The following is a 22,886-nucleotide window of genomic DNA, read 5'->3' as shown; positions in this document are numbered from 1 at the left end:
AAACTCACTGAGCCGAATCAGCGTCAGCGGTTTCGGTTTCCGTTGTTTCTAGCTCAGCTTCTGCTGTTTCCGCTTCCGCATCACTTGTTTCTGCTTCGCCGTCTGTGGACTCGTTAGCTTCCGAAACCTCTTCGGCAGGATCTGAGATCTCTTTCTTGGATGCTTCGAGATGCATTTCTGCGATTTCGTCATCGCCAATCTGCTCGTAGCATTCGGCTAATGAAAGGTGAGCGTTCTTGGCCAAGCTTGGAACCGAAACGGCACGCTCGAGATCCGGAATTGCTTCTTTGAAGCGTTTCAATCGGAATAGGATCTGACCACGTGTCTCGTAGAAGTGCGGGGTCGCGTTGATGGTCTGCAGGATCGCTTGATCCGATATCTTCAGGGCTCGCTCCAAGTTATCTTCGCTCTGCATTGAAAGAGCGACGGCCAGGTTGTTCAGGATCGCTCCGCTTTGTGGCAACTCCTTGGCGGCCAGCGAGAGCGACGTTTGAGCTCGATCGACCTCACCTTCCATCAAAGCCGCTGTTCCGCGGATAAAGTGAGCGATTCCAGGCGAGCTGCCGCTAACCAATGCGTTCCGAACGGCCGCGATTTGTTCGTCGTCGTCGTTAAGAGTGGCTAAAACTTTGTCGGCAACCAGTGTTAAAACACGTGGGTTTTGAGGTGCAAACACGAGAGCAACCTGCAACATTTTCAGTACACGAAGTCGTTCTTTTTCAGTGGTCGTTGACGCTTTTTCGATTTCGCCGACCCACATCACGATACAGTCACCCATCTTCGCCGAAAGGATGCGTTTGTCTTCCTCCTTGGTTGCGCGACTGATGCCTGCCTCGAGCGTACGGACAGCCTCGGCATAGCGATTCAAGAACATCTGGTTCTGCGAAACCGCTACCACCAAGCCGACATTGTTGGGCTCTTCCTCAAACAACCTTTCAACGGATTCAAGCGTTCGGCGTGCTAGTCGGTCCGCAAGTGCGTCGTTCCCCTGTTCTCTTGCCAATACAGCTGCTTGCAGTCCCCGCATGGGCTGTGTCCGTGACAGATCGTCCAGCAATGGAATTGCTTTTGAGTAATCCTTTGATGCAATCAGGTATTCAGCATAGACCTGTTTGATCGCGATTTCGTTCGGGGCCTCTTTGTGGACCATCGCCAACAATTGCCCAAACTCGGTCTTGTCATCGTCGGAAAACGTCGACCAATCTTTGTTCAAGAACTTGTTGAATAGCAGCCATCGCGCCGCTGGGTCGTGGCGTTTGCTCTTCACCAGCAATCGCATTAGGTCGATCGCGGTTTCTTTTTCGTCTTGAGCGTATTTGGCGAGCCCCAGTCGAAATAGCAATTGTGGGTCGTCGGGTGTCTTGCGAATCTTTCGGTTTAGGACCAATTCGGCGGTCCCAAAGTCGTCGCGTTCAAACGCCGAGATCAATTGTCGGTCCAGCAATCGGCCTCGCCAATCCGAACTTTCCGAATTGGCGGCGATGGCGCAGATGGCCAATAGGCCAAGAACGGCAACCGCCAAAGCAGCCTTGGGAAGATCGCGTACCGGCAACGATAGAAACCAGTTCGATGTGAATTGGCTTGCCCACCGCATCCACTTCACTGGATTCAAATATTCGGTCATGGCGTTATCTCGTTGGGAAACGTGGTCTCGATGCTGTCGATTTCGATGTCGATCTTGTCGGGAATTCCGACCTGATTTTTGCTTGATTTCAAAGCGTCGGAAAGGGTGCTGCGATACTTGACGAACGCAAGTCGCAGTTCCAGCAGGTCAGACGATGATAGGCGGTCTTTCGATATTACCCACATCTGAATCATCGCAACCGCCGTCTCGCGATTGCCAAAGCCCATTCTGCGTTTGAGTCGCTTCAGCAATGATTCGAATCCGGTCGGCGCTTCACCGATCTTGCCATGCTCATCGACCGATGAAAAGAACAGGTAGCTTTGCAGTAGTTCAGGCTCTTGCTGGCGAAGGCGCGCGTAAATGAACGGCTTTGAAAGTGCGTCTTTATCGGATTCAATTCCATCTTCGGTTGCAGCAACGGTATCTCGGTCAAGCACTTCCCAGCCCAGTTGACGATATCCATTGGACAGCTCCCACCACCCAACCAATGGCTGAGTGATTTGAATCTTTAGTTGTGCATCGCCGAATGTGCCTTCCCACGAATCGCTTCGCAGTTCAGGACCATTGTTTTGTTCCGTCATCGTGAGCGAATGCGATTCGATCTTTGCGGCCTGAATCTTGACTGCGTTAAAGAAATTTTCGTCCGGTGCAAGGAGTACCTTGGTTGCTACTAGTTTGTCGTCCGATACGATTGGCGATCGAAACACTTGGACGACCGAAAGCAGTGCAAGCAGTGCGCCAATTCCAACCAGGCCCATCCACGCTGTGCTGGCAATCGGGACAGCCTCATCACGGCCTTCACGTGATCGATATTGTGACATTTCTTCGAATGCTCGGTTCTCGTTCATGTACGAAAGCTTATTGAAGCCTTGAACGATCGGGTTCACGTTTGCGTCTTGGTTGGGTTCAACGAAGTGAAAAAACGCTGTGATTAGGTGGTGAAACGAGTAGAGAATTGCAATCGCTGCGATTCCAGCGGTGGCCGCGGCCGCGATCGGCAACCAGCTAACCGCTTCGTCGATTTCGAGTGATTCAATTGCGAATATGTGAAAGGTGACTCGCGATGCATTGACCAAAATGGTGGTAGCCAGTGCCGCAATCGCGTAGGCCGGTAACAGCCATAGACTGACGCGTTTCCAAGCCATCAAACTGCACGCGATGAAAAAGAGGCAGAAGATCGACAGGAATCCGCCATTGACTTCGCTGGCAAGGACTTCAAGTTCGAAAAGCTGGATCACACTGCCGTCGATTGCGTGAGGGATTTCTAGGAAATCCAAAAAGATACTCGCAATCCATGTCGTTTTACGGTGTGCCCAGTTCACGATTAGGTCGTCGATTTGGAACGGTGGCACCAGAATCGAAATCAGCGGTGCGGTTAAATATGCCAGACTTCGACGCAATCTTCCACGCACACTGCGAAGAAACGATCCTGCAATGCAGACGAAACCAAAGGCCGAAAACCATGGATAAGAAAGCAGCACGGCCATCAAAACCGCCAGTAAGCCGATTCCGATCGGAAGCCAGTCTGCTTTCTTCTTGGGTCGACCAACGGGGCTGTCGGCTCTCGACCGATACAGTAGTCCAACCAACAAAAATGCCAGCGGTATGTAGGCGAGCGGCGCCGTGCGAACTGAGGCCCAGAGGTAGACCAGCAACAGTGGCAACGTTGGAATCAAACAAACGATCCAAAGCCGGATGCCTGATGAGTTTGTAAGCCAGCTGTCCTTGTCGCCGGGGTTGTTCAGCTCATCAAGTTGTCGAGAAATTCTCGCCAGCGATTCATCCGAGTTCATTCGTTCGAGCAAAGTTGGAGGTGTTGAGCCGAAGTAAGCCACTATTTGGCCCGTACAAAAGATCCATCATAACTGAGGGATGGTAACGAAGGGCTGATCGCCGGGGGCGAGGCGGTGGTTCGCTGAGTCGACAGCTCAGCGGCGAAGTCTTGCAAATCGTTGCTAGAGGAACCGCCGGAACAGGCCAAGATCCAAACTAGTGACACAGAGTGTGGGCTTACTGGTTTGATCGCTTGTAGAAGCTGATGTCATTAGGAATCTTGGCTTTCTAATCAGTAAGATCCTTCAGCGTTGATTCCCCCAACGTTGACGGAGTTGCCGCTTGGGCAGATGTGGCCTTCGCTGACGTTGCTTTGGCTTGCGGCTTCGATCCCCTGCCGGAGATGATCAAGGGCTGCGAAGGCTTGTGCGACTTTCCGGATTTACCGGCTCGATAATAGCGACTGGTGTGTCGACCGTATCGGTAATATCCGTATCCACGGTATCCGTCGCTCGCGCCGGCTTCGTCAGAGTTGTTGATCACAATGCCCAAAATCCGTGCACTCACCGAACGTAGGATGTTGATTGATTCGCGAGCGTTGTGCCGACTCTTGCGCCGAATCCGCAAGGCAACCACGACTCCGTCCACCATGCTAGCCGTGATGCTTGGGTCAGTGACCACCAGCAATGGTGGAGTGTCCAGCAAGATGTAGTCATACTTCTCGCGAAGCATTTCCATCATGTTGCTCATCTCTGGCAACGTCAAAGCTTCTGCTGGGTTTGCTGGGATCGCACCGCTTGGCATCACGAACAAGTTGCGAAGCGGCGTCACATGACAAGCGTCAAGTGCATCGCACTCGCAGTTCAGGACATCGGTCAAACCTTTCTGGTCCGCCATGTCGAAGTTGTCCGTCAATTGTGGACGCCGAAGGTCACAGTCGATCACAAGCGTTCGCTTACCACTTTGCGCGATCGAGCAAGCCAGGTTGCCGGCGATCGTACTCTTGCCATCACCCGGCAGCGGACTGGTCACTTGAATGACTCGGCCGCCCGGTGACTTTTCAGCCGAACCCCATGATCCGCTGCCTGTCAATTCAAAGAAGACTGACGTTCGGCAGCTCCGGATCGCTTCCGCCGGAATCGACGCCGGCATATGGACGACCGCCAGAGATTGGTCGAATTTCTCGTACGGATTTATATCGCCCTTCACACTCTTCTTCACCTTGCCTTTGAAGAATGGAATGTGGGTCAGGACAGGAACCCCCAAAATGTCGGCGATTTCGTCTGGGTCGCGGAATGTGTTGGCGTTCTTTTCCAACAGGATCGCAAGACCGCATCCCAACAGAATGCCAAGGATGCTGCCAGCACCGACGGTTTTGATCAAACTCGGACCGACCTTGTATGCCAGCGATGGTGCCGTTAGCTCGACGACTCGCGTACCGCGTTCGTCTTCAACCAGATTGACTCGAGCCATTTGTTCTTCGAGCTGATTCAGTAATTCGCGAGTACGCTCGATTTCGCGAAGTTGAGCTTGGTTTTCTTGTTCGAACTGAGCCAATTTCGCGGCTTCGGTTCGCTCGTCTTCGATTTGCGAGTCAAGTTCTTTGACCTGAGATGTCAGCAGTGCCACTTGTGCTTTCGATGCCAAGACGACGGCGTTGACTGCTTCAATGGCTCGCTCGCGTGGATCCGCCAGCGACTCACTCATCAACGTCATCACGCGAGTGGTTTTCTCTTCGACCAATCGTTGCAACTCGCTACGCATCGTTTCGAGCTGCGAGTCGAGTACCTTGACCGAAGGGTGACTGGGGCCGTATTCCGATTCGAATTTGTTGCGTTCGATCATCAACGGTACCAACTCTTGCGCCAAATTGTTCTTCGCCAGTTCAGCGTCACCCTGTTGCAGGTCTTCCAGGCGGCCTTGTGAGTTGGGCATCGTGAAGCTCTTGCCCAGCAGTTCGCCGATGATGTTCAAACCCAGCAGCGGGTCCGATTTAGATTCCCGAATGATCGACTCGATCGCGGCAACTTCGACCGCCTTCTCTCGTAGTTTCTCGGTCACTTCACTGCGGCGACCCACCAAAAACAATTGGCGTTCACGGTGCGGATTGATTGCGATGCCTTGGGAGTCCCATGCCAATGGCGCATCGCGTCGAAATTCGCGATAGCGAGATTCGAGATCAAGCATCTTCGGGTGCAGCTGTTCCATCCCCTTGGCGATCAGATTGATCAGGTCGCCGCGATTGCTTTTGTAATTTTCGTTGTAGTAATCTTGCAGTGATTCGCTAAACGACTGCACGACTGGTTGGCAAAGCTCTTCGACGTCACTTTCGAAATGCAACAATGCCACCACCGACTGCGCTGTTCGAAGATCGTCAACCTCCGGTTCCAGTTCAAGCGAATTTAAAGCGATGTCGTTGAACATCGCCTGATGGCTTTCGAATTCGCTTTGAAACGGTCGCATACGCGGATTCGCGAACGTCGCAGCAAGCACACGATCGCTGAAAAGTTGAGATTCAACGATATCCAAGCCTGGTACGCCACCGATCACCTCGCCACTCATCGATTCTAGCATCGCTTTGTTGTCAGACTCGATCATCAAACGAGTTGTGCTGCGATAGGTTTCCGGCAACTGCAGGTAAATCAGCAATCCGCAAACTGCGCCAACGATGACCGGCAGGGCGACCGCCCAGCGGTAACGCCACACTGCATCGGCAATGTTGACCGCTTGGTTCTCAGTTTGAGCCGAGGCGGTTAATCCTTGGTTCGGATCAGAAAACCGAGGTTCGGTAAGCTGTTGAGCTTTCATCCGGATGATTCTGCTAGATGGAATTCGTGTGGCTTGATGAGAGAGGCTCTTAGTCTAACGTCATGCCTTCAAAAACAAGCTCGAAATTCTGCCCCGGCTCTTCGACGGCGCGATTTCAAAGTCGCTTTCCGCTATAACCGTTACTAAGTGATCAAAGCGAATTGGGTTTCCTCGGCAGCCTAGCGATTTAGCTTTGACATTTTGCGATCAGCGTGGGCTCGTTCGAGTTGTCCAACGATAGGATGCGGTCCTAGTTTATCGCGAGCCTGGATCAAATTTTTAAACGACTCGTCAATTTTGTTGTTGTGAAACTGCCAAGCAGATTGGGCGAGTTGGCAGTAGGCGAGTCCACTGGAATCTTGAGCATCCGGATCGATCAGTGCCTCAATGATCTGGCTCCAAATTGCGGCTTCACGATCATCCCTGGTTGAGATTGCTTGGTCGTTTGAGATCGAGACATTGGCCGGGGGGGCCACGACGCTATATCGCCAAAGTGCAACGAAAGCGACGCGGGTCGGAAGATCCGATTGTAGCATCTCGGCGGTTTCGGCTATTTCGATCTGTTTTTCCGTGTCGGCGTCCATCCCGGCCGCGATCATCGCGGACACCAAGCTCGCCGGCTGGCTAGGAATTGCCATCGCGGAATCGGTTGCTGAAGCAAACCTTGACGCGATCGAGGGCTCCACATTGGGGCTTTCCGTTTTCGAACGCAGTCTTGCAATCGTGTAAAGCATTGAACAGGTTTCGTCGCCCCCTGCGTCCATTGCGATCGCTAGGCTTAGTCCGTCCGACATGGATGCTCCCTCGGATGCCTCCGAAGACGCACGCCCTTTCGAAACCATCAAGCGGCAAATGAACTTGGCAGTCCATCGCCTGATGAATGAAACTTCACTCGACGATAGTGCGTCTTGTCGCCCCGCTCGACGGATCAACTCGTTAGCCCGCGACCAGTTCTCTTGCAGGCAACATGCTGCCAAGCCGGGCAACCAATCTACCAGATGAGTTGATGTGTTCAATTTGGAATCACTGATGATTGATTCGGTGTAAAGCGATGCCAACGCATCGGAAAAGTCGTCGTGGTTCGAGACTTCGTCTTCCGGCGGATCTTGAGGTTGTGTGGGATCTAGTTGAGATCGAAGTGCCAACGCGATGGTGTCGAGCAACCGATTCCCGACGTCGTTCTCGTCTGTAAGTGACGATCGCAGTTCCGTTAGCTCGAGGACTGCACGATCGATGGATTGCTGGTTGGCAATCAAGGGAGAATCATTAGGTGCGTCATCCCATGCCGATTCAAAAAGTAGGATTCCTGATAGCAACGCAGCGCGGCGGCGCGTTAGTCGTGACCGTTTTTGGAAATCTTGATCTTTCGAGCCTGAGTCTGCAGAACGTCGATGATCATCGGCCTGCAAGATGACTGAGTCGAGGAGCTCGCGATACTCGTTGATCTGTGTTTGATCCAACGACGAGTTCGCTAAGGCGTCTTCGATGCGGCGTAGGTTGGCGTCGCTGCTGTAGATCGAATTTGATCGAAGCACCTTCTCGGCCATCTCTTGCGAATCACGCAAGTATCCGCCAATGCGCTGCGCTGCGTCTTCAAGAAGTGCGGGATCGGACCAGTCATCCGGCGATTGAACAAGCCGGCTAAGTCGATGAGCGTGGGCACGCAGAAACTCTGAACGCTGCCACTGGCGACTCGGGTCAATCGAATACCGATACAGACGTCGTGATAAAACATCGACGCGCGATCCTAGCGTAAAAAACACATCAGGGTCGCGATCAGCAGCAGGGATGGCAAGTTGCTGTTCGTAGTCTGCCTCCGCAGCGTCATGCAGAGCCTCGTACTTGGCCGGCAGTCTGGCTTGACGCCACCATCCGCCGTAAAGCAAAACGGCGGCAACCAAAGCTGCAAAAGCCATGGTCGCCAACGCATACCTCAGGTCTCGTTTGTCTTCTATTGCTGACGCATTGGAAGGCAGCGTGACGTTTGCGTTTGCGTTTGCGGTGTCGTGTTCCGTCATGGGGGGAGAATGCATCGCGTTAGTTTTCGGGTTCACCGCTGCGAGAGTGACTCGACAAACGTTTTTTCGATCTCTTTTGCGGTATGCCGACGAATCTTGACCATCGCGTCGACAGCATTTTGTTTGTCGGCTTCATTGATCGGTTGCGGCTGAGCCATCCAGTACTGCAGCATTAACGTTTGGGCACTCCCCGACGTTTCGGCAAAGTCATCCATGATCAACGGATAGACGGGCGCCAAAATGCGAGCATACGGCGAATGACCAGGCGTCCGCGGAAGTTTTCCGTTCGAGTTGACGCCCGAGAAAACCAAACAGCCGTGCACGCCGTTGTCCGACAGGAAATCGGCAACGACCACAGGTTCCTGTTCGCCGGCAACCGAGACGGCATTGCGAGCTGTCATGGTCCAGTTTTGAACCTTGTAGCAAATCGTCAACTCGTGCCACCCCATGTACGGCTGGCTCAAAACGAATTGACCAGATTGCGACCCGATGCCACAACGCCACACGTCCGAATTCATTCCGTGTCTTGCGTTGCGATCGCCGTGAGAGTCTCGATTGACTTCGTGCGATACAACGCGAACGGGGGCACCTGCTCCGCTAAGGAAACTGGGGGACGGTTCATAGAGGACCTGGTTGGTTGCCACCACGGGACGCACATCCGTTTCACTCAACGCATACTGAGTGATCATCGCAAGTCCGCACAACACGATAATCGCAACAGGTACCACTTGGCCAATTCGCATCCCGCGTAACCCGTGCCCGATTGAAAATTCTGACTCGGCATTTGCCTGGACCAAGCCTTCCGTGTCGGTCGTGGTCGCACTTTGCTGGGTCCGTGTCGCAAAAGGCAATAATCCGATCAAATGGTCAAATGACACCAGCATCCCGGCCGCGATCGCTAGACAGAGATAGCCGATCAATTCATGTCGAAGCCCTGTTGTGATATCGACGCGAAACCATTCTTCGGCAATCGCGATCGAAGTGACTCGAATCACGTTTCCGGCAATCGCAAACAGAAACGCAATCCCAAGGTAAAGCGGCGTCAGTATCAATGATCGGCGTTGATAGACTAGCACCACCAGCGCCAAAAAGCAGATCGTGAACAATGACTGCACACCGCTGCAGGCTTCTGCCACAAACAAGTTTTTCGAAACGAGTTCGATTGTGTTTGTCGACTGATTGTGCAAAACGCCAACTACATCCAGCAAGATGCTGGACAAGTCAGTGGTTATCAATTGCAGTCGATTCATCACGGTGTACGTGGCCAGCAATGGGGCACGCAAGAACATGACCATCGGTACTGCAAGATACAGCAGTGATCGACCGTCCCTTGCTCGTTGCGACCCTAAAAACGCTGCGGTCAAAAAGATGAAAGCGATCGCGCCCAACCAGCTCGACTGCAACATCGCGGCAGGAACCAAGAAACAAATCGCGGCCAGAATGGCAAGATGTGCCCCAAGGCCCGTCGGTAAGTAGACGCGACGATCGAATCGTAGGTAGGCCAACCCGAACACCGCAATCAGCAGGAACGGGAAGTACTGGTACAAATCTTGATTCCACATTGCCGCGCAATACTTGATCAAGAACGGTAGCACGCCGAAAAAAATGACACTCCAAAATAGCACCGGCGTTTGAACACGTGAATCAAGTGAGAACCTCGCGCGATCTGAATTGCCATTGCGTGCTGTCGCTGGAACAGCCATGGCATGTTTTGGATTGCTGGCGGTCGTCACTGAGTTACGTTCCTGATCCACCAGCGGACTTCTGTTCTGTGCGTGAGCGGATTCGCTTCGCCGGGTTGCCCGCGACAATGTCCTCGCTGGCCACATCTTTAAACACGACAGATCTTGCCCCCACAACGGCGCCGCGTCCAATCGTGACACCCGGGCCAATGAATGCCGACGCGCACACCCACGACTCAGGTTCGATGCGAATTGGCGAGGCAACAAGTGGCAGATCTACTTGGCGGTAATCATGTGTTGCTGCACATAGCTCAACATTTTGCGAGACCATCACGTGCTCGCCGCAGTCGATCGAAGCTACGCAGTAGACGTCCACTCGGGGGCCAATCACACAATGCGCCGCAAGCGTCAGATTGCGAGGCAAGAAGATTGATGCAGAGTTGTAGATTCGAACGTTTTCGCCAATTGTCGCGCCATAGCACCGCAGCAGAAACCGTCGCCATCGGAATGCGATTCTTGGGGATGGGCGAAAAAAGATCAGCCATGTGATGCCCCAGGCCGATCTTTCCAATCGGTTCCAGATTGAAAGATTGCTGTGAAACCGGTCGAGTCGTTGAATCTCTTTCTGGCCGATGTTTTCAAACGACATGCGTTTGGCTCTCTACATTGCAGGGCTGCTTTGCAAGAGGTGAGTTGGTTAGGCGGCAAAGCAGCTCCAATTGCTGATAAGCAATTTTGTCAACCGTGTAATTTGCTCTAATAAAGTCAGCAGCTTCTGACGACCACTTGGAGACTTTGTCTGGCTTCAAATTCGCTGCGGTCATCAAGGCGTTCTTAATGCTATCGATATCTGGTGATGCACTGATCGTAAGTGCTTTTGCTTCGGGGAAATTGCAGCCATCTGAAATGATCGGGATGCAACCACGTCCCATGGCTTCGACAACCGAGGAAGGAAAGCCTTCGCTGTGAGAGGGGAGAACGAAAAAGTCGGACGATTCAAGTAGGCCGAATTTCTTATCGCCGAAGATCGCACCGGGGACTACGACATTGTCCGTCTGCGTAGTTCGAATGCACTCAGTAATCCTGTCCAGTTCGCCCTCATCAGGTCCGGCGACGACAAGCTCAACGTTTGGGTTGTTCTTCAAAGGCGACTGACAGAACGCCATGACCAATTCCGCGACCGCTTTCTTCTTGTGTAACCGGCTCAAGAAAACGAAACGTACGGTCTCGTGTGGCTTTCGCTGAACAACCGGTGATCGATCAATTCCATTCGGAATCATCGTTACGTTCTTTTGCTTCAACAGAATTTTAAGATTCCGTTGCTCGGGGCGACTAACCGCCCGTATGACATCGCAAGTTTCTATCATGCGTTTTTCGAAACAACGGAAGTAGATTGCTTTGCGGATCCATTTTTGACCAAGACTCCACGGTTCAAGCATTCCGTGTGGCGTAAAGATCCAGGGAAGACCAAGTTGCTTGGCATGCGCGGCCCAACGCGTCGGTTCACGCCACAAACCGTGGCTGATCACGACGACGGGCAAGTCTCCCGTCACCCGTTGATTCAGCAGTTTTCTAAATTGCCCAGCCGAAGACACTTCTTCAAATGCGTCCACTTGATCGTGGAATACTTCAGGAATGACAGTGTTGCGATCTCGCGGGAACCATAGTTCAGACTCAATCCCAGCCAGGCTTTTCAGCGTCGGTGCGGTCGCGATCGCAGCATTCCAGATCCCAAAATTGATCTGGCGGCGTGAGTCGACAAGGTTGATGACGCGAAGCACTAACGGTTCACTCTTGTGAGCTTGATGCGGCTTGTTTGATTGACTGCCTCAATCATTTTAGTCGCCATCGTGGATAGGTTGATTTCTTCGCTAGCGATTCGCAGAGATTCTACTGCCTTCTGTGTTGTTCCGGGACGGTCTGCTGCAGCTGATTCAATCGCATTCGCGATCATGGACGCATCATTGGGTGGTACTTGCCACCCGTTGGTTGGACGGACCAGATCGGTTTCTGTTCCGTCCGCTTGCGAAACAATGACCGGCAATCCAAAAGCCATTGCCTGTTGAATCGCCAGTCCACCAAGTCCAGGCAGGACGAACAGATGTGCTTGACGGGCAACCGTTTCAAGCTGGCTGCCTTCGAGATGGCCTGGGAAGAAAGCCGCAACATCTAGCCGCTTCGCATGAGCCTGGAGTGCTTCGCGGTGCGAGCCATCGCCAACCATTACGACTTGAATCAGCAGACCACGCTCTTTCAATTGGTGCGCTGCGTCAATCAGTAACTCTAAGTTCTTGTTCGCGATCAAACGCCCAATTGTGAGCACTGTGAATGGAGTCGCCGCCATTGACTCGCATCGTTCTCTAAGTGCGTCTGCACCCAATGAAGGCGTGTCGGAAGTCGCGTTGTGTGCCACAAATACGCAGTCGGGGGATATCCCAAATCCATCGCAGTATTGTTGTTTCGCAACGGATCCATAAGCAATCAAAGCATCGAATTGCCGCAGTGTCCTCGCGCGACGCCAATTGCGAAGGTTGGCGTAGCCATGCCCGAAGAAGTTCGTAGTGCCCAATCCCCAACCTAGAATCGGGCATTCGTTATCACGACTCCAGCGTTTTAAAAGTCCTGTGTCCACGAATCGAGGATTCGCTTCGGTAATGATCGCATCGGCTGATACGCTCTTGAGCGTCTTCTTTAATCCTGACTGCCAATAGACCAGAGTCACACCTTTGCCGAGCGATCTGCCTTGCAAGCGAATCCAATCGCCGTTGACAAGTTGATCGGTTTCAATCATCGAATCTTCAGTGGGAAGTTTTGATGTGACGACCACCAAGCGCCGACACATTTTTCCAATGCGTTCAAAGAGAGGGACTCGATAGGACGGCAAGCTTCGCTGTCGTATAAGCAACGTGCCATCAAAAAATGGATCGCTCATCGCAGGCGACTCCTGTGGACAAAGGAGAATTCGTCGCCCAGTTCACTGACGTGAAATAGCTGATAGCCCACCGACTGCAGAAGTCCAACGGATCGTTTCGTGGTCGCGATCCCCGATCGATTGATTCGATGGTGAAATTCTACCAACAATTGCCCCGGTCTGATCAGAGTCTTGATGAGGTCGTCGATTACCCCAATTTCACTGCCTTCGATGTCCATCTTCAAGACATCGATGTGGGCATCGTTTTGTTCCCGCATGATTGTTTCTACTCTCTGCACGGGAACTTGCACACTGCTTTGGATTCTCGAAGTCTGCTGTTCTGAACACGAAACACTGCCTTCGACTATAGGCAAATACATCGTGATGGTACCGTCTTGTCCGGCAACCCCAATGGGATGAAAGAAGAATTTTGGCGGGAGCGATTGTTGTGAAATCCATTCTTTGCAAATCGGTGTCGGATCGAAAGCCTGCACTTTGCAATGAAACAATTCGATCATTGCTAGGTCGAACGAAATGTCTTGTCCAACCCCAAAGGAATAAATAATCGAGTCAGCATTGATGAGTGATGGGATTACCGGCCAACCGCCATAAACGGAACCCAGGTATTTTGCCTCGCCAACCTTTTCAATCGACGGGCGAAATCCACCCATTCGAAATGTGAATTCACGACGCGCAACTCGCAACAGTGACTTAATCATCGTGCTGCATCTCCACTCGTCGCAGTGTTCGCTAGCCGCGCGCGTCTCGTACCACCCATCCGTTTCGGAAGGTTCACCACATCATCGTGCTTGTAGAGATGTGCAGTGCTACAAGCGAGCGCAATCGATATTCCGTGACACAAGAAGAAGGGCGATCCCAAGAAACTACCCTGTTTGAGCGACAACAATGCATCAAAGAAAAACATCGTGAAGAGCGTTCCGATCAACAGTCGTGTCGACGGGTCGATAGACGTTGATTTCAAGAATGCCAGTCCGCGATTGGTGACGCCTACGACAAACATCACAAGCAGCGCAAATCCAACGAGTCCTAATTCTGCCAAGACTTCGGGCGGCACGCAGTGCGGATAGAAGCCAACGATTCTGAAAGAACTACTTGACCCAAGTCCGCCTATCCAGGTGAAAGGCCCGCCCGACGCCCAGACTTCGAGTAACCGAATGACCATTTGAAATCGTCCTTCACGCGCACCGTTGATGCTAACCCAGCGCCAACGCGCGGACAGGTCGTAGTGGTCAATCGCCCAGATCGCAGCTCCACAAAAAATCGCGATCGTCAACAGTGGCATAATGGTTGAACGCCGGACTGCAAGTCTTGCGGTCAGTGGCAGCATCAAGAGCGTCGAAACCACAAGGGCGACCATTTGGCCACGCGAACCACTTCTAACCACCGTCCACAGAGCCAAAGCAACGATGGCCAACTTCAGCAGCAGTAAGGCTTTGTTCGTGCGATCGTTGTAGACAGAAAATCCTGTGCAAATTGCAACGATTCCGGCGTACGATGCGGTCGCAAGAGGATTACCTTCAACGTTGACACCGCCCACTCTCGTCAAAATCACTCCCCGCGACCCAATCTTGCTAAACAGCAGCCCGAGCAGGACGAGTCCACCAAAATAGATTGTGACGTTGATGGCATCCTTGATGGCCCGGGGATTCTGGGCCAGGAAGGGACAGACAAGGACGAAAGCAAATAGGTACGGCGCCATCAGCCTTAGCTGTTCTTCGGTGTCTTTTGGACTGATTGTCCAGAGTGATGACGCTACAGCCAGAGATAGCAGTCCAATCACACACAGGTGAGGTGGCTGAAACCGAAAATGGCGAAGCTCGCCGCGCGGGTAGGCAAAAAGGATTGCGAGTATCGCGAGCAGAGTTAACCCAATGTTGATTAATGAGCCACGTTGCAAGAGGAAGGCGTTCCCTTGCTGGACCAACTGCTCCCACGCGTACATGGACCACATCAATCCTAACGCATAACCCATTCTTTCCTTGGACTTGTAGGCCAGGAAAATAGCGATTGCGATCGTAATGTAGGTGATCAGTTGTAACAAAAGAGTGTTTCGCTAACTCAGTTCATGTTCGGTCGATGAGGTCGGTCGTCGAGGCCGCTTGGGTGTAGTGAGCTCAGACTTGCGAGTCGGACGCAGGGAATTTGATCGTTGGTAGCGTGTTGAGACCATGTCGTTCACCCAGAAATGCAGTCCAGTGTGCTAGGTAGTTGTCTCGTGTGTGGAATTGATTGAAGCTTTTGCGAATTGAACTCGTAGCGATGGAGTCATCACCCGATTGAAGGCTCGATATTAATGAATCAGCAAAGGTTTCGACGTCGTTAACGTCGCATGTGCGAGCAAGATCAAACTGTTTGCTCGCCCAGCCAATCCAGCCCCAATCCGACGCAACGATGTTGCATCCGGCACGGGATGCTCGAATTAAAATGCTTGCCGAACCAAGGTGTTTGGGATAAGGAACACATACAAGGTCCGCGATTGCAAAAAGACAATCAAACTCGGCTGAACTAACGTAGCGGTCCGAGAGAACCAGTTTTTCGGATTGTAGGAGGTCGCCACAATATTCTTTGAAATACTGCGACATGGTTGCCGTTTGCTTGCCGATAAGCAGAAGTCGTGTATCTGGAATGTTGGCCATTCGAAATGCTGCGACTAATTCCCGGATTCCCTTGCGTTCCTGGACGGTACCAGGACAAGTGATGTATCGAGTGTCCGCCGGGACGCCAAGAATCTGGCATGCGTCAATTCGCCCGGCGACTGCAAGCGGTTCGATTGCTTCAGGCATCAGTTTGGCGTCGGGCGCACGGCCCGAATTATCGAAAAATCGACGCCATGAGAGCGGGTCTAGAAAATGGAATCGATCAAACGGGCACCTTGCGATCAAACGCTCTGCTAGCAAGTCTTTGGTTCGTCCGCCAACGCTCGGTGCCAGGTAGGCCGCGTTGATTCGCATTAATAGTCCTTCAATAGCACGCTGAGGATCGCGGCGAATCTTCGCGAAGGGTTGGCCGAGTTGACGGGCTAGGATATCACTGCAGGTACAAAAAACATGATCCCAACTGCTGTCGTTGATGACGCTTAAGAAAGAGTCGGCTTCTCGGTGAATCCCTTCCCGCGTTGCATAGAATATCCATTGAACATGGTTGCGAATTCCACCCAGGTGAACTTCGAACTCTGACATTTGTTCCCCCACGTCGGGTACAGCAACCGTAACTTCAATTCCAAGTCGCAGCAACTCGTCACACAGCAATCGAACGTAGTACGCGCGATGGCCTGTAAGTGCCGATTCGAATACAAGCGCGTGAATCACGATCCTAAGAACCGTTCGTGTATCCATAAGGCGTCTGTCTGCAATGCTCTGCCTTTGGGATCACGATAGACTGGGTAAATATTTGACAAGGCAAAATGGAATTGTGTCGTTAGCGTCTTGTTCAAGTCCCAGAGTGTGCTTTGTCCTTTGTACATTGGCCCCAGTTGGGCTTCGCCATAGAACCCAATCACTCGACTAGCGAATGCTCGTTCGCCACCTTCAATCAGCATACCCTCAGCGCCCTGAACATCGCTTTTGATTAAGATGTCGCCCTCGGGAAAATACTCGTCTAGCCAATCATCGAGGCGTTTAGTTTGCACCTCGGTTGCCTGAAGATGTCGCGTGTAGTCCGACAGCAGTGTCTCGTTTCCAATGTCGTTTTCAAGTAATGAATTGGTTTGCTCATTGGCGTTCAGGTTGAAAGCCGCCATTCCATTTTGGTTTGACAAAGCAATGCAGTGAATGGAGATGCTTGAATCGCCAGCGAAACGACGGGATAGCCTTTCGAACGTTTCAGGTGATGGCTCAAAACCAAAAATCGGTAACTGGGTGAATTCGCGGAATCGGGCAATCGTTTCGCCTAAATGGCTGCCAATGTCCAGGACCGCAACCGGCTTGCCGAGTTTAAGAACGTTACTCAGGTCGGATGATGCATCCGCAGCGCCGGCTATTTTTTTAAGCTTTCTTCCAGCCCACCGTACCACGGGTTTCGTAAGAGAACTGGATAAGAGTATGCGGTGGATTTTTTGCATGAAAATGTTGTTTTCGTGTTTGCCGATTCGAAGAATAGATGCCCAAACTGGTTGTCAATTGAGTTGGGCGTTCGAATTAAAATAGGGGCAGGTCTCGCGGGCCGTCATAAAATAGTCGGAAGTGCAACGCTTGCTTTAGTGGGAGACTGTTTCGATGCATTCGGCACTGCAAAGATTTTGGCTTTGTTGACAACACTGGCCGGTCAATGGTTGGCTGTCTTTCCGGGACGATCTGGGGTGTTCGTGTAGACGGATTTTATTCTGCAGTTCGGTCGTGCATGGAGCAAATGTGATAGACCGTTTCAAAGAAATTCTTGCGATTCGTGAACAGCCAACGAATTGTCTCTCGGTGACGTTTTCTCGCGAGTTGTCGATGGTCGTTTGACTTTGATGCACCCAAATGTAGAACATAGATAGCTAGTGCGCTTACCCAAGCTCGAATCCAAAGATAGAATGCGCTGCGATAGCCTTCTTTCACTCTTCGATAGATTTGTAGGATCGGCAACATTTGGCCGAATCCAACGTACAGTTGCTCTAGATAAGTAAGCGAAAGACGCGCTTCTGAAATGCGATGATCAAACGTCAGGGACGGAAGAAAGTATCGTTCGCCAGGAGATAGGATTGACAGCCATTCTTGAATTTCTCCGTCACCGCCTGAACTAAGTTGTTGGCCTGAACGATCCGACAGTTGATGTTCAAAACCAGATGCGTACGCATCGCGAAGGTATTCCGTCCTAATCGCCATTCCCGCGCCGTACAGATATCGATTCCCTATAGGGCCTGGCTCCGAAGCCTGTGGACCGCACGCGTAGGCGGACTGGAAACTGGCAAACCAATGAGGTAGATCAATGGCCGAAACTGCTGTACCTGTCCCACCGACAACATTCACGTCGTTGTTTTGCTTAAGGAAATTGTAGGCGGACTCAACGTAGCTAGGGCACAAGTGGTTATCGTCGTCGCAAAATATTAAGTATTGGTATTTCGCTGCGAAGACACCCGCCTTACGAGCATTGCTGAGTCCAGGTGTTGGCTCCGCAACGATACGAAGTCGATCGGTGTTGCCGAAACTCGACGCAAACTCACTTGCAATTTTGGTCGTTGTATCTGTCGATGCATTGTCGACGATCACCACTTCCCACTCGAGATCGTCCGATGTCGTTTGCAACTTCAAATGCTGCAGGGTATCCGGAAGTACGGATTCGCTGTTGAAGCAACAGACGACAACCGAAATTCCGTTAGCGAGCAATGAAAGAGACTCGTTTAAGTTTTCGCAGGATCGACCCAGCAAGGCTCTTGGCTAACTGCTGCGTCGAACGGTGGTCGCGGTACAGTCGTACAACCTCGTCGAGGCACTCAGGCGTGACACGATGAATGATTCGTGGTTCTGAGCCCGCTAAATCTGGGTCCCGCCGACATAAAAAAATGTTCTGGCGATACCACCAATGGATTTCTTCTTCTGGAACCAAGTAGTCTCGCAAGCAATCAAAACAGGCAAATCCCATCGCATTGAACTTCGATTGCCAGTAGCTAGGTGGTTGGCAGTTGATGTGATGGTCGCCTGGTTGGTAGGGAATCGCCGCAGAAAAGGCAATTGTGTCGGCATGATTGGTCAAGCTTTGAATAAGCACCTCCGACGCAGCGTCGGGCAGATGTTCCGCAACCTCTAAGCAGATGCACAGTTCAAACGTTTGCTTTAGGTCAAATGGCAAACGCAGATCAACAACCTCAAAACATCCCTTCCCGAGTGTTTCAATCGCATCGGATGTCTCGATTCCGTCGACACCCCAGACGTGATTCGCGCCTAGCGATTTAGCCGCCTTCGCCCACTCGGCCGTCCCCGTACCAACGTCAAGCACCGATGCCGGTTCGACGCCAATCCTTTCGATGATGATCCGATACGCTAACTCTGCTGATGAATACGAATGTAGATTCTTTGAATGGGTGTAGGCGTATGGTTTGATTTCAGACTGCATTGCTTTGACTTGCCTCATCTTCGTTAAACGCTTCGGGAAGCCCAAGTCTCGGCCAGGCCTTGGAATTTAATGGCACCATCGACATGCATTGGTTTTGATCAAATGATAAGCTGGAAAGATCGAGTATCGGTCGGTCTCCATAGAACGATGCAAAGTAGGCAAAGCTGGAGAAAGTTGAAATGATCAGGTTGCACCGACTGAGACAGAATAGATCTTCAGTGGGTGATCCACCTGAAAAATGAACGTCCATGCCCTCGAAGATATCGGAGGCAAGTGTCTCATCAGAGCAAATTAGGAACTTCACGGCTTTATTGCTTCGGGCTTGCTGGATCTGACGCATGGCAGTCGCGTAGACCGTTGGCGGAAAGTAGAACCTCCCGTCTAGCCACCAGCGGTAGTCTCCCTGCCGAACGTGGACCCCGATTACTTCACACTCGGCATCACCAACGCCTTCACCCCGAACTTGCGAAATCGTTGCGTCGATGGTCTTTGCCAGGCTCTGTTGTGGGGCCAATTGTTGTCGGCATTCGTCTTTCGTTGATCGGCTCTTGCAGTCGGCATCAAAATACAGCCCCAACAGAATCAACATCCGGCAACCCGACGCTCCGATGGCAGTTTCAATTTCTTGAGCGCTGAACGCGAGACGCTGATTCGAACGGTCGACGCTTACAAGCATGTCGGAACAGTCCAAGATCTGTTTGGGGAGGTCCTGATCGCGGAAGTGGCAATTGCGGATGATGAAGCAAGCTAGCCGCACTCGCCAGTCAACTTTCGACCGCCGTTCAGGAGGATAAACGTATAGCGCACAATCATCGAAGGCAGCGAACGACTTTCGATGTTCCACAAAACCAGCGTCGATTAAGACGGCGCCCATCTGATTTGCTATCGAAATCAGATTGCAGATTCTTGTGACTCGATTTGCAAGTCTTCCGTAGTTGTCGGCAATCAGCAGTATTGGACGGTCCTTTGCTAACGCACTTCGTTCAAGGCATTGCAGCGCCCAGGCAAACCGCAGTCGGCATGCCACGCGAGCTATCGATCGCAACCGAATCATCAGCCAGCCGATTCGCTTTTTAAGCCATGTCATGCGGGGGATTACTTAGCCGATATCCGATGATCGATTCGAAGTGTCTGGCCGTTTGAATTCATAGCAACCGGTCCCAACTTCATCGCGATGGCCTTCTACGAAATCGTTGCCATAGATGTAACGAGATTGAACCATTTCCAGTTCTGAAAAAAGCCGCAGCACGGTCGCCTCAGAGAAAACACGGTGCGCGTTAAAGTATAAAAAGTCCCGCTTACCGACTGGTACTGAGATGAATAGTCGTCCGCCCGGTGCCAATACTCGAACCAATTCGTTGGCCGCCTTTATCGATCCGGCTGGGTCAATCGGGTCACCGTATCGACCAAGTCCAATGTGTTCAACAACGCAAATGCTGGAGACTGATTCCTGGCTTTGGTTCGCAAAGGGGAGTTCGACAATGGAGCCTTCGACAAACTTGAGACTGTCAAGCGATACCGATAGCGGTCTGATGTCGACCATCACCGTTGGTACAACTTTTGAAAGGAGTGCGACCAGCTTGTGATGGGAGCCAATGTCAACGTGTTGCGATGGTTTTGTCGCCAAGATTCGCTCGAAGGCCCAGGCATCTTGATGATAGTAAACGGGATCAATCTGAGTTTGGTCGGTCCAGTCCGTGATAATCGGGAAGTGAACAATATCTTCACTGCCCCCCATCGCTATGTACTTTCGCTTGTCGGACCAGTATCTCGTCCAGTCGCGAAGTCGGTTTCGACAAATCGCCTGATAAACCGACTTGGTGCTCCACTTAAGGCTCTTCAGTGCTTCATTGATTTTGATGAGAATGTCCCCTAGATCCGAAAAACTTGGTTTTCATAGTTGAGGAATGGGAATGCCCACCCTCGCATGGCAATTAACATCGCCTGACGAGTTTTGGAAAATAGTAGATCAACAATAACTGTCGTTACGAGGAACGAAATCAGCGAAGCGTAGACGGCACCAAATTCGGCGTGACTCGGTATGAACTTTAGGTTTAGAAGAATGTTGAGGACTGTGCCAATCAAAACCGTCAGCATCGAGTATTGAAGGATGTTGGCGTTTACCAGGAAGGATCCACGTATGATCCCAAGGCACGTTAGGAAGATTCGCATCGACATGACGGACAGCAGTACCGCGGCACCTGAGTATTGGTCGCCAAAGGTAAGCAACACGAGCTTTGCACCAATGAAATAGACGATCGTTACAATTGCGACACAAAGTATCGAAGCCAGCCGATTGGCCTGATGAAATCCTATCCAAAAACTGTTTTGATCTGACTTGAAGCGACGCGAGAGACTTGGCAAGAAGCTTGCTAGGATCGCCAAGGGCGCGAACGTCATGACGGTGGTCATCTTGAGCGCGACGCTGTATTGGGCAACCGAATCGAGCCCCTTCATTTCGCCAAGCATAATCTGATCGCTGTAGGCTTGAATCAGAATGCCGAATCCCGAAAGTGTCTGTGGCCAAGAATCGTGTAGCAGTGACTTTGCTGTTTTTCGGACAAGCGACCATCTTGCGTCCGTTATTTCGTTTGATCTGTAAATCCAATAGACGATCAATCCACCAAGAGCTTGTTGGGCTGCGATAAGCGATACGAAATATCCGGTGCTAAGTCGCTGCTGTACGCCAATCGCAACCATTGCCATGTACAGGATGGCAAGCGTCGCGTTGATTCGCTGGGGTACTGCGGATCGAAGGTGACTCGCGTAGTGAATGCTAGCAGAAGAAAACGGTACTCCGAAGAGTCCGAGAGACATAATCACCAGGATGTACGCGCGGCCTTCAATCGCTTGCGGTGTCATAAAGAGTGCAAAGGCCACGATTGCCGGAATCGTAATTGCCGCTGCAGTCAATCGAATGGCCATTGATGACGTGATGACCTGTGGGGACGAGTCAGGTTCTTGCGAGATCTCTCGGCAGGCGACTTCATCGATACCGAGGCTGACAAAAATCCGCAGCATCGCAACAATCGAAGCTGCGTAGCCGATGGCACCTATTTCCGTGACATCCAAATACCTGGCTGCCATCACACTTGCAACAAATGCTGTGATATTTGAAAGCACGCCGCATCCGAATATCCACCCGCTATTCTTCAGGGCTTTGCGGAGCATTGGAAAGCGCGCGAAAATTGGGCTAATCCATCCCGTCGTTTTTGACTCCGTACTCATCGTGACTATCGGCCGGCGCTATAGGTGGGAAGACTAGGTTCAAGCATCGGCCGGAATACGTAGCGTGATGTTGCGAACGAAATTGTCGGTGTCTTCAAAGTGCGCGACTCGCAGCAGCCAGTGCACGGCTGACAAGGCTGCGTGGTTTCGTCGCTTCTTTCCACTGGTTCGTGTTGGCATTTTGCTGAAAGTCTCGGTAAGGCTGGCTCTCGCTTGCCGGCAAAATTACAAACACGTCATTGACGCAGCTGCAATCCCAGTTTGGTGGGATTGCACCTACCAGATCCTGGAGGTTGGGCCATTTCGTTCGCTGGTGGGGGAGTGGTGGTGGCGAGAGAAATAGTCTCGCATCGTCGATCAGAATGGCGGAATTGCGTCTCGAATTAAAGATGATCTTTAGTTCGTCTAGGATTGGGCATTCATCTTCTTCGCCATACGTTGCTCCACCGCTCCAGTGAGCGTCAAGCCAGAAAAGTAGGTTGTCATGCTTCGCGACAATTTCAGGCAGGTGCTGCCTCGTATCACCCAGACGGGCGTCAATGTTGGAATAGTCGGCAAGAGTAATCGAGGTTGAGTCGTATATCGATTTCGAATTCTCGATCGTGATCACTTGATCAAAGACGTTCGACATGCGAATGCTGGTGCCACCTTTGTAGGTTCCGCCTTCGACAAATACTTTGAGCCCCATTCGGTCTTTGAGATATGTCACGATATTTTGGGGAACACCAAAGTTAACGGTACCCATAACTGGCTCTCATATATTTGCGTAAGATCAGACGTGTCATGGC

Annotated in this window: 18 protein-coding genes; all 18 read right to left on the bottom strand. The window is 51.7% G+C overall.

Annotated features, from left to right (window positions below):
- Positions 1–4 precede the first annotated feature (4 nt).
- The 18 genes from Poly59_RS08610 to Poly59_RS08525 all read right to left on the bottom strand — a co-directional run bounded on the left by Poly59_RS08610 (position 5) and on the right by Poly59_RS08525 (position 22,843).
- Positions 5–1,624, bottom strand: a complete 1,620-nt coding sequence (locus Poly59_RS08610; RefSeq protein ID WP_146533679.1) for a tetratricopeptide repeat protein — start codon at positions 1,622–1,624, stop codon at positions 5–7.
- A complete protein-coding gene (gene xrtU / locus Poly59_RS08605; protein ID WP_146533678.1) occupies positions 1,621–3,417 on the bottom strand; it encodes an exosortase U in 1,797 nt (598 codons plus the stop codon). The genes Poly59_RS08610 and xrtU (Poly59_RS08605) overlap by 4 nt, the downstream gene beginning before the upstream one ends.
- Before the next feature lie 268 nt (positions 3,418–3,685).
- Positions 3,686–6,205 carry a polysaccharide biosynthesis tyrosine autokinase gene (locus tag Poly59_RS08600; RefSeq protein ID WP_146533677.1) on the bottom strand — a complete coding sequence of 840 codons (2,520 nt, stop codon included), beginning with the start codon at positions 6,203–6,205 and terminating at the stop codon, positions 3,686–3,688.
- Positions 6,206–6,384: 179 nt separating this feature from the next.
- Complete coding sequence (locus Poly59_RS08595; protein ID WP_146533676.1) at positions 6,385–8,238, bottom strand: hypothetical protein; 1,854 nt, start codon at positions 8,236–8,238, stop codon at positions 6,385–6,387.
- 17 nt (positions 8,239–8,255) lie between these two features.
- Positions 8,256–9,926 (bottom strand): exosortase U, encoded by a 1,671-nt coding sequence (xrtU, locus tag Poly59_RS08590; RefSeq protein ID WP_222436064.1) that lies wholly within the window; start codon positions 9,924–9,926, stop codon positions 8,256–8,258.
- Between the two features lie 34 nt (positions 9,927–9,960).
- Positions 9,961–10,554 (bottom strand): LbetaH domain-containing protein, encoded by a 594-nt coding sequence (locus Poly59_RS30540; RefSeq protein WP_146533674.1) that lies wholly within the window; start codon positions 10,552–10,554, stop codon positions 9,961–9,963.
- On the bottom strand, positions 10,544–11,686 hold the full coding sequence (locus Poly59_RS08580) for a glycosyltransferase (protein ID WP_146533673.1): 1,143 nt from the start codon (positions 11,684–11,686) through the stop codon (positions 10,544–10,546). The genes Poly59_RS30540 and Poly59_RS08580 overlap by 11 nt, the downstream gene beginning before the upstream one ends.
- Positions 11,686–12,837, bottom strand: coding sequence for a glycosyltransferase family 4 protein (locus tag Poly59_RS08575; protein WP_146533672.1), 1,152 nt, complete (start codon positions 12,835–12,837; stop codon positions 11,686–11,688). The genes Poly59_RS08580 and Poly59_RS08575 overlap by 1 nt, the downstream gene beginning before the upstream one ends.
- On the bottom strand, positions 12,834–13,535 hold the full coding sequence (locus Poly59_RS08570; protein ID WP_146533671.1) for an FkbM family methyltransferase: 702 nt from the start codon (positions 13,533–13,535) through the stop codon (positions 12,834–12,836). The genes Poly59_RS08575 and Poly59_RS08570 overlap by 4 nt, the downstream gene beginning before the upstream one ends.
- Positions 13,532–14,878, bottom strand: a complete 1,347-nt coding sequence (locus tag Poly59_RS08565; RefSeq protein WP_146533670.1) for an O-antigen ligase family protein — start codon at positions 14,876–14,878, stop codon at positions 13,532–13,534. The genes Poly59_RS08570 and Poly59_RS08565 overlap by 4 nt, the downstream gene beginning before the upstream one ends.
- A 73-nt stretch (positions 14,879–14,951) precedes the next feature.
- Complete coding sequence (locus tag Poly59_RS08560) at positions 14,952–16,172, bottom strand: glycosyltransferase (protein WP_186776103.1); 1,221 nt, start codon at positions 16,170–16,172, stop codon at positions 14,952–14,954.
- Entirely contained in the window at positions 16,142–16,897 is a 756-nt protein-coding gene (locus tag Poly59_RS08555; protein ID WP_146533668.1) for an FkbM family methyltransferase, read from the bottom strand. The genes Poly59_RS08560 and Poly59_RS08555 overlap by 31 nt, the downstream gene beginning before the upstream one ends.
- A gap of 256 nt (positions 16,898–17,153) precedes the next feature.
- The gene (locus Poly59_RS08550; protein ID WP_186776101.1) at positions 17,154–18,143 is read right to left on the bottom strand and encodes a glycosyltransferase family A protein; all 990 of its coding nucleotides are present in this window, start codon (positions 18,141–18,143) and stop codon (positions 17,154–17,156) included.
- Positions 18,133–18,870, bottom strand: coding sequence for a class I SAM-dependent methyltransferase (locus tag Poly59_RS08545; protein WP_146533666.1), 738 nt, complete (start codon positions 18,868–18,870; stop codon positions 18,133–18,135). Before Poly59_RS08545 ends, Poly59_RS08550 begins: the two co-directional genes overlap by 11 nt.
- Complete coding sequence (locus tag Poly59_RS29300; RefSeq protein WP_186776100.1) at positions 18,860–19,546, bottom strand: alpha-1,2-fucosyltransferase; 687 nt, start codon at positions 19,544–19,546, stop codon at positions 18,860–18,862. The genes Poly59_RS08545 and Poly59_RS29300 overlap by 11 nt, the downstream gene beginning before the upstream one ends.
- A gap of 423 nt (positions 19,547–19,969) precedes the next feature.
- Complete coding sequence (locus tag Poly59_RS08535) at positions 19,970–20,608, bottom strand: class I SAM-dependent methyltransferase (RefSeq protein WP_146533664.1); 639 nt, start codon at positions 20,606–20,608, stop codon at positions 19,970–19,972.
- A gap of 134 nt (positions 20,609–20,742) precedes the next feature.
- Positions 20,743–22,041 carry a flippase gene (locus Poly59_RS08530; RefSeq protein WP_186776099.1) on the bottom strand — a complete coding sequence of 433 codons (1,299 nt, stop codon included), beginning with the start codon at positions 22,039–22,041 and terminating at the stop codon, positions 20,743–20,745.
- Positions 22,042–22,192: 151 nt separating this feature from the next.
- A complete protein-coding gene (locus Poly59_RS08525) occupies positions 22,193–22,843 on the bottom strand; it encodes a hypothetical protein (protein WP_146533662.1) in 651 nt (216 codons plus the stop codon).
- Positions 22,844–22,886: the final 43 nt, after the last annotated feature.

Origin of the sequence: Rubripirellula reticaptiva, from assembly GCF_007860175.1 — a bacterium.
GTDB classification, from domain to species: Bacteria; Planctomycetota; Planctomycetia; order Pirellulales; family Pirellulaceae; genus Rubripirellula; species Rubripirellula reticaptiva.
The sequence above is the reverse complement of the archived record's forward strand: the minus strand, read 5'-3'. Positions and strand labels throughout refer to the sequence as shown.

Excerpts from the sequence above, each read along its gene's own strand:
- Poly59_RS08575 (WP_146533672.1), bottom strand. The coding sequence starts at position 12,837 with ATGAGCGATCCATTTTTTGATGGCACGTTGCTTATACGACAGCGAAGC.
- xrtU (WP_222436064.1), bottom strand. The coding sequence starts at position 9,926 with ATGGCTGTTCCAGCGACAGCACGCAATGGCAATTCAGATCGCGCGAGG.
- Poly59_RS08595 (WP_146533676.1), bottom strand. The coding sequence starts at position 8,238 with ATGCATTCTCCCCCCATGACGGAACACGACACCGCAAACGCAAACGCA.
- Poly59_RS08545 (WP_146533666.1), bottom strand. The coding sequence starts at position 18,870 with ATGCAGTCTGAAATCAAACCATACGCCTACACCCATTCAAAGAATCTA.
- xrtU (WP_146533678.1), bottom strand. The coding sequence starts at position 3,417 with ATGAACTCGGATGAATCGCTGGCGAGAATTTCTCGACAACTTGATGAG.
- Poly59_RS30540 (WP_146533674.1), bottom strand. The coding sequence starts at position 10,554 with ATGTCGTTTGAAAACATCGGCCAGAAAGAGATTCAACGACTCGACCGG.
- Poly59_RS08525 (WP_146533662.1), bottom strand. The coding sequence starts at position 22,843 with ATGGGTACCGTTAACTTTGGTGTTCCCCAAAATATCGTGACATATCTC.
- Poly59_RS08600 (WP_146533677.1), bottom strand. The coding sequence starts at position 6,205 with ATGAAAGCTCAACAGCTTACCGAACCTCGGTTTTCTGATCCGAACCAA.
- Poly59_RS08535 (WP_146533664.1), bottom strand. The coding sequence starts at position 20,608 with ATGGGGGGCAGTGAAGATATTGTTCACTTCCCGATTATCACGGACTGG.
- Poly59_RS08560 (WP_186776103.1), bottom strand. The coding sequence starts at position 16,172 with ATGGATACACGAACGGTTCTTAGGATCGTGATTCACGCGCTTGTATTC.
- Poly59_RS29300 (WP_186776100.1), bottom strand. The coding sequence starts at position 19,546 with ATGCTTGTAAGCGTCGACCGTTCGAATCAGCGTCTCGCGTTCAGCGCT.
- Poly59_RS08570 (WP_146533671.1), bottom strand. The coding sequence starts at position 13,535 with ATGATTAAGTCACTGTTGCGAGTTGCGCGTCGTGAATTCACATTTCGA.
- Poly59_RS08555 (WP_146533668.1), bottom strand. The coding sequence starts at position 16,897 with ATGCAAAAAATCCACCGCATACTCTTATCCAGTTCTCTTACGAAACCC.
- Poly59_RS08530 (WP_186776099.1), bottom strand. The coding sequence starts at position 22,041 with ATGCTCCGCAAAGCCCTGAAGAATAGCGGGTGGATATTCGGATGCGGC.
- Poly59_RS08610 (WP_146533679.1), bottom strand. The coding sequence starts at position 1,624 with ATGACCGAATATTTGAATCCAGTGAAGTGGATGCGGTGGGCAAGCCAA.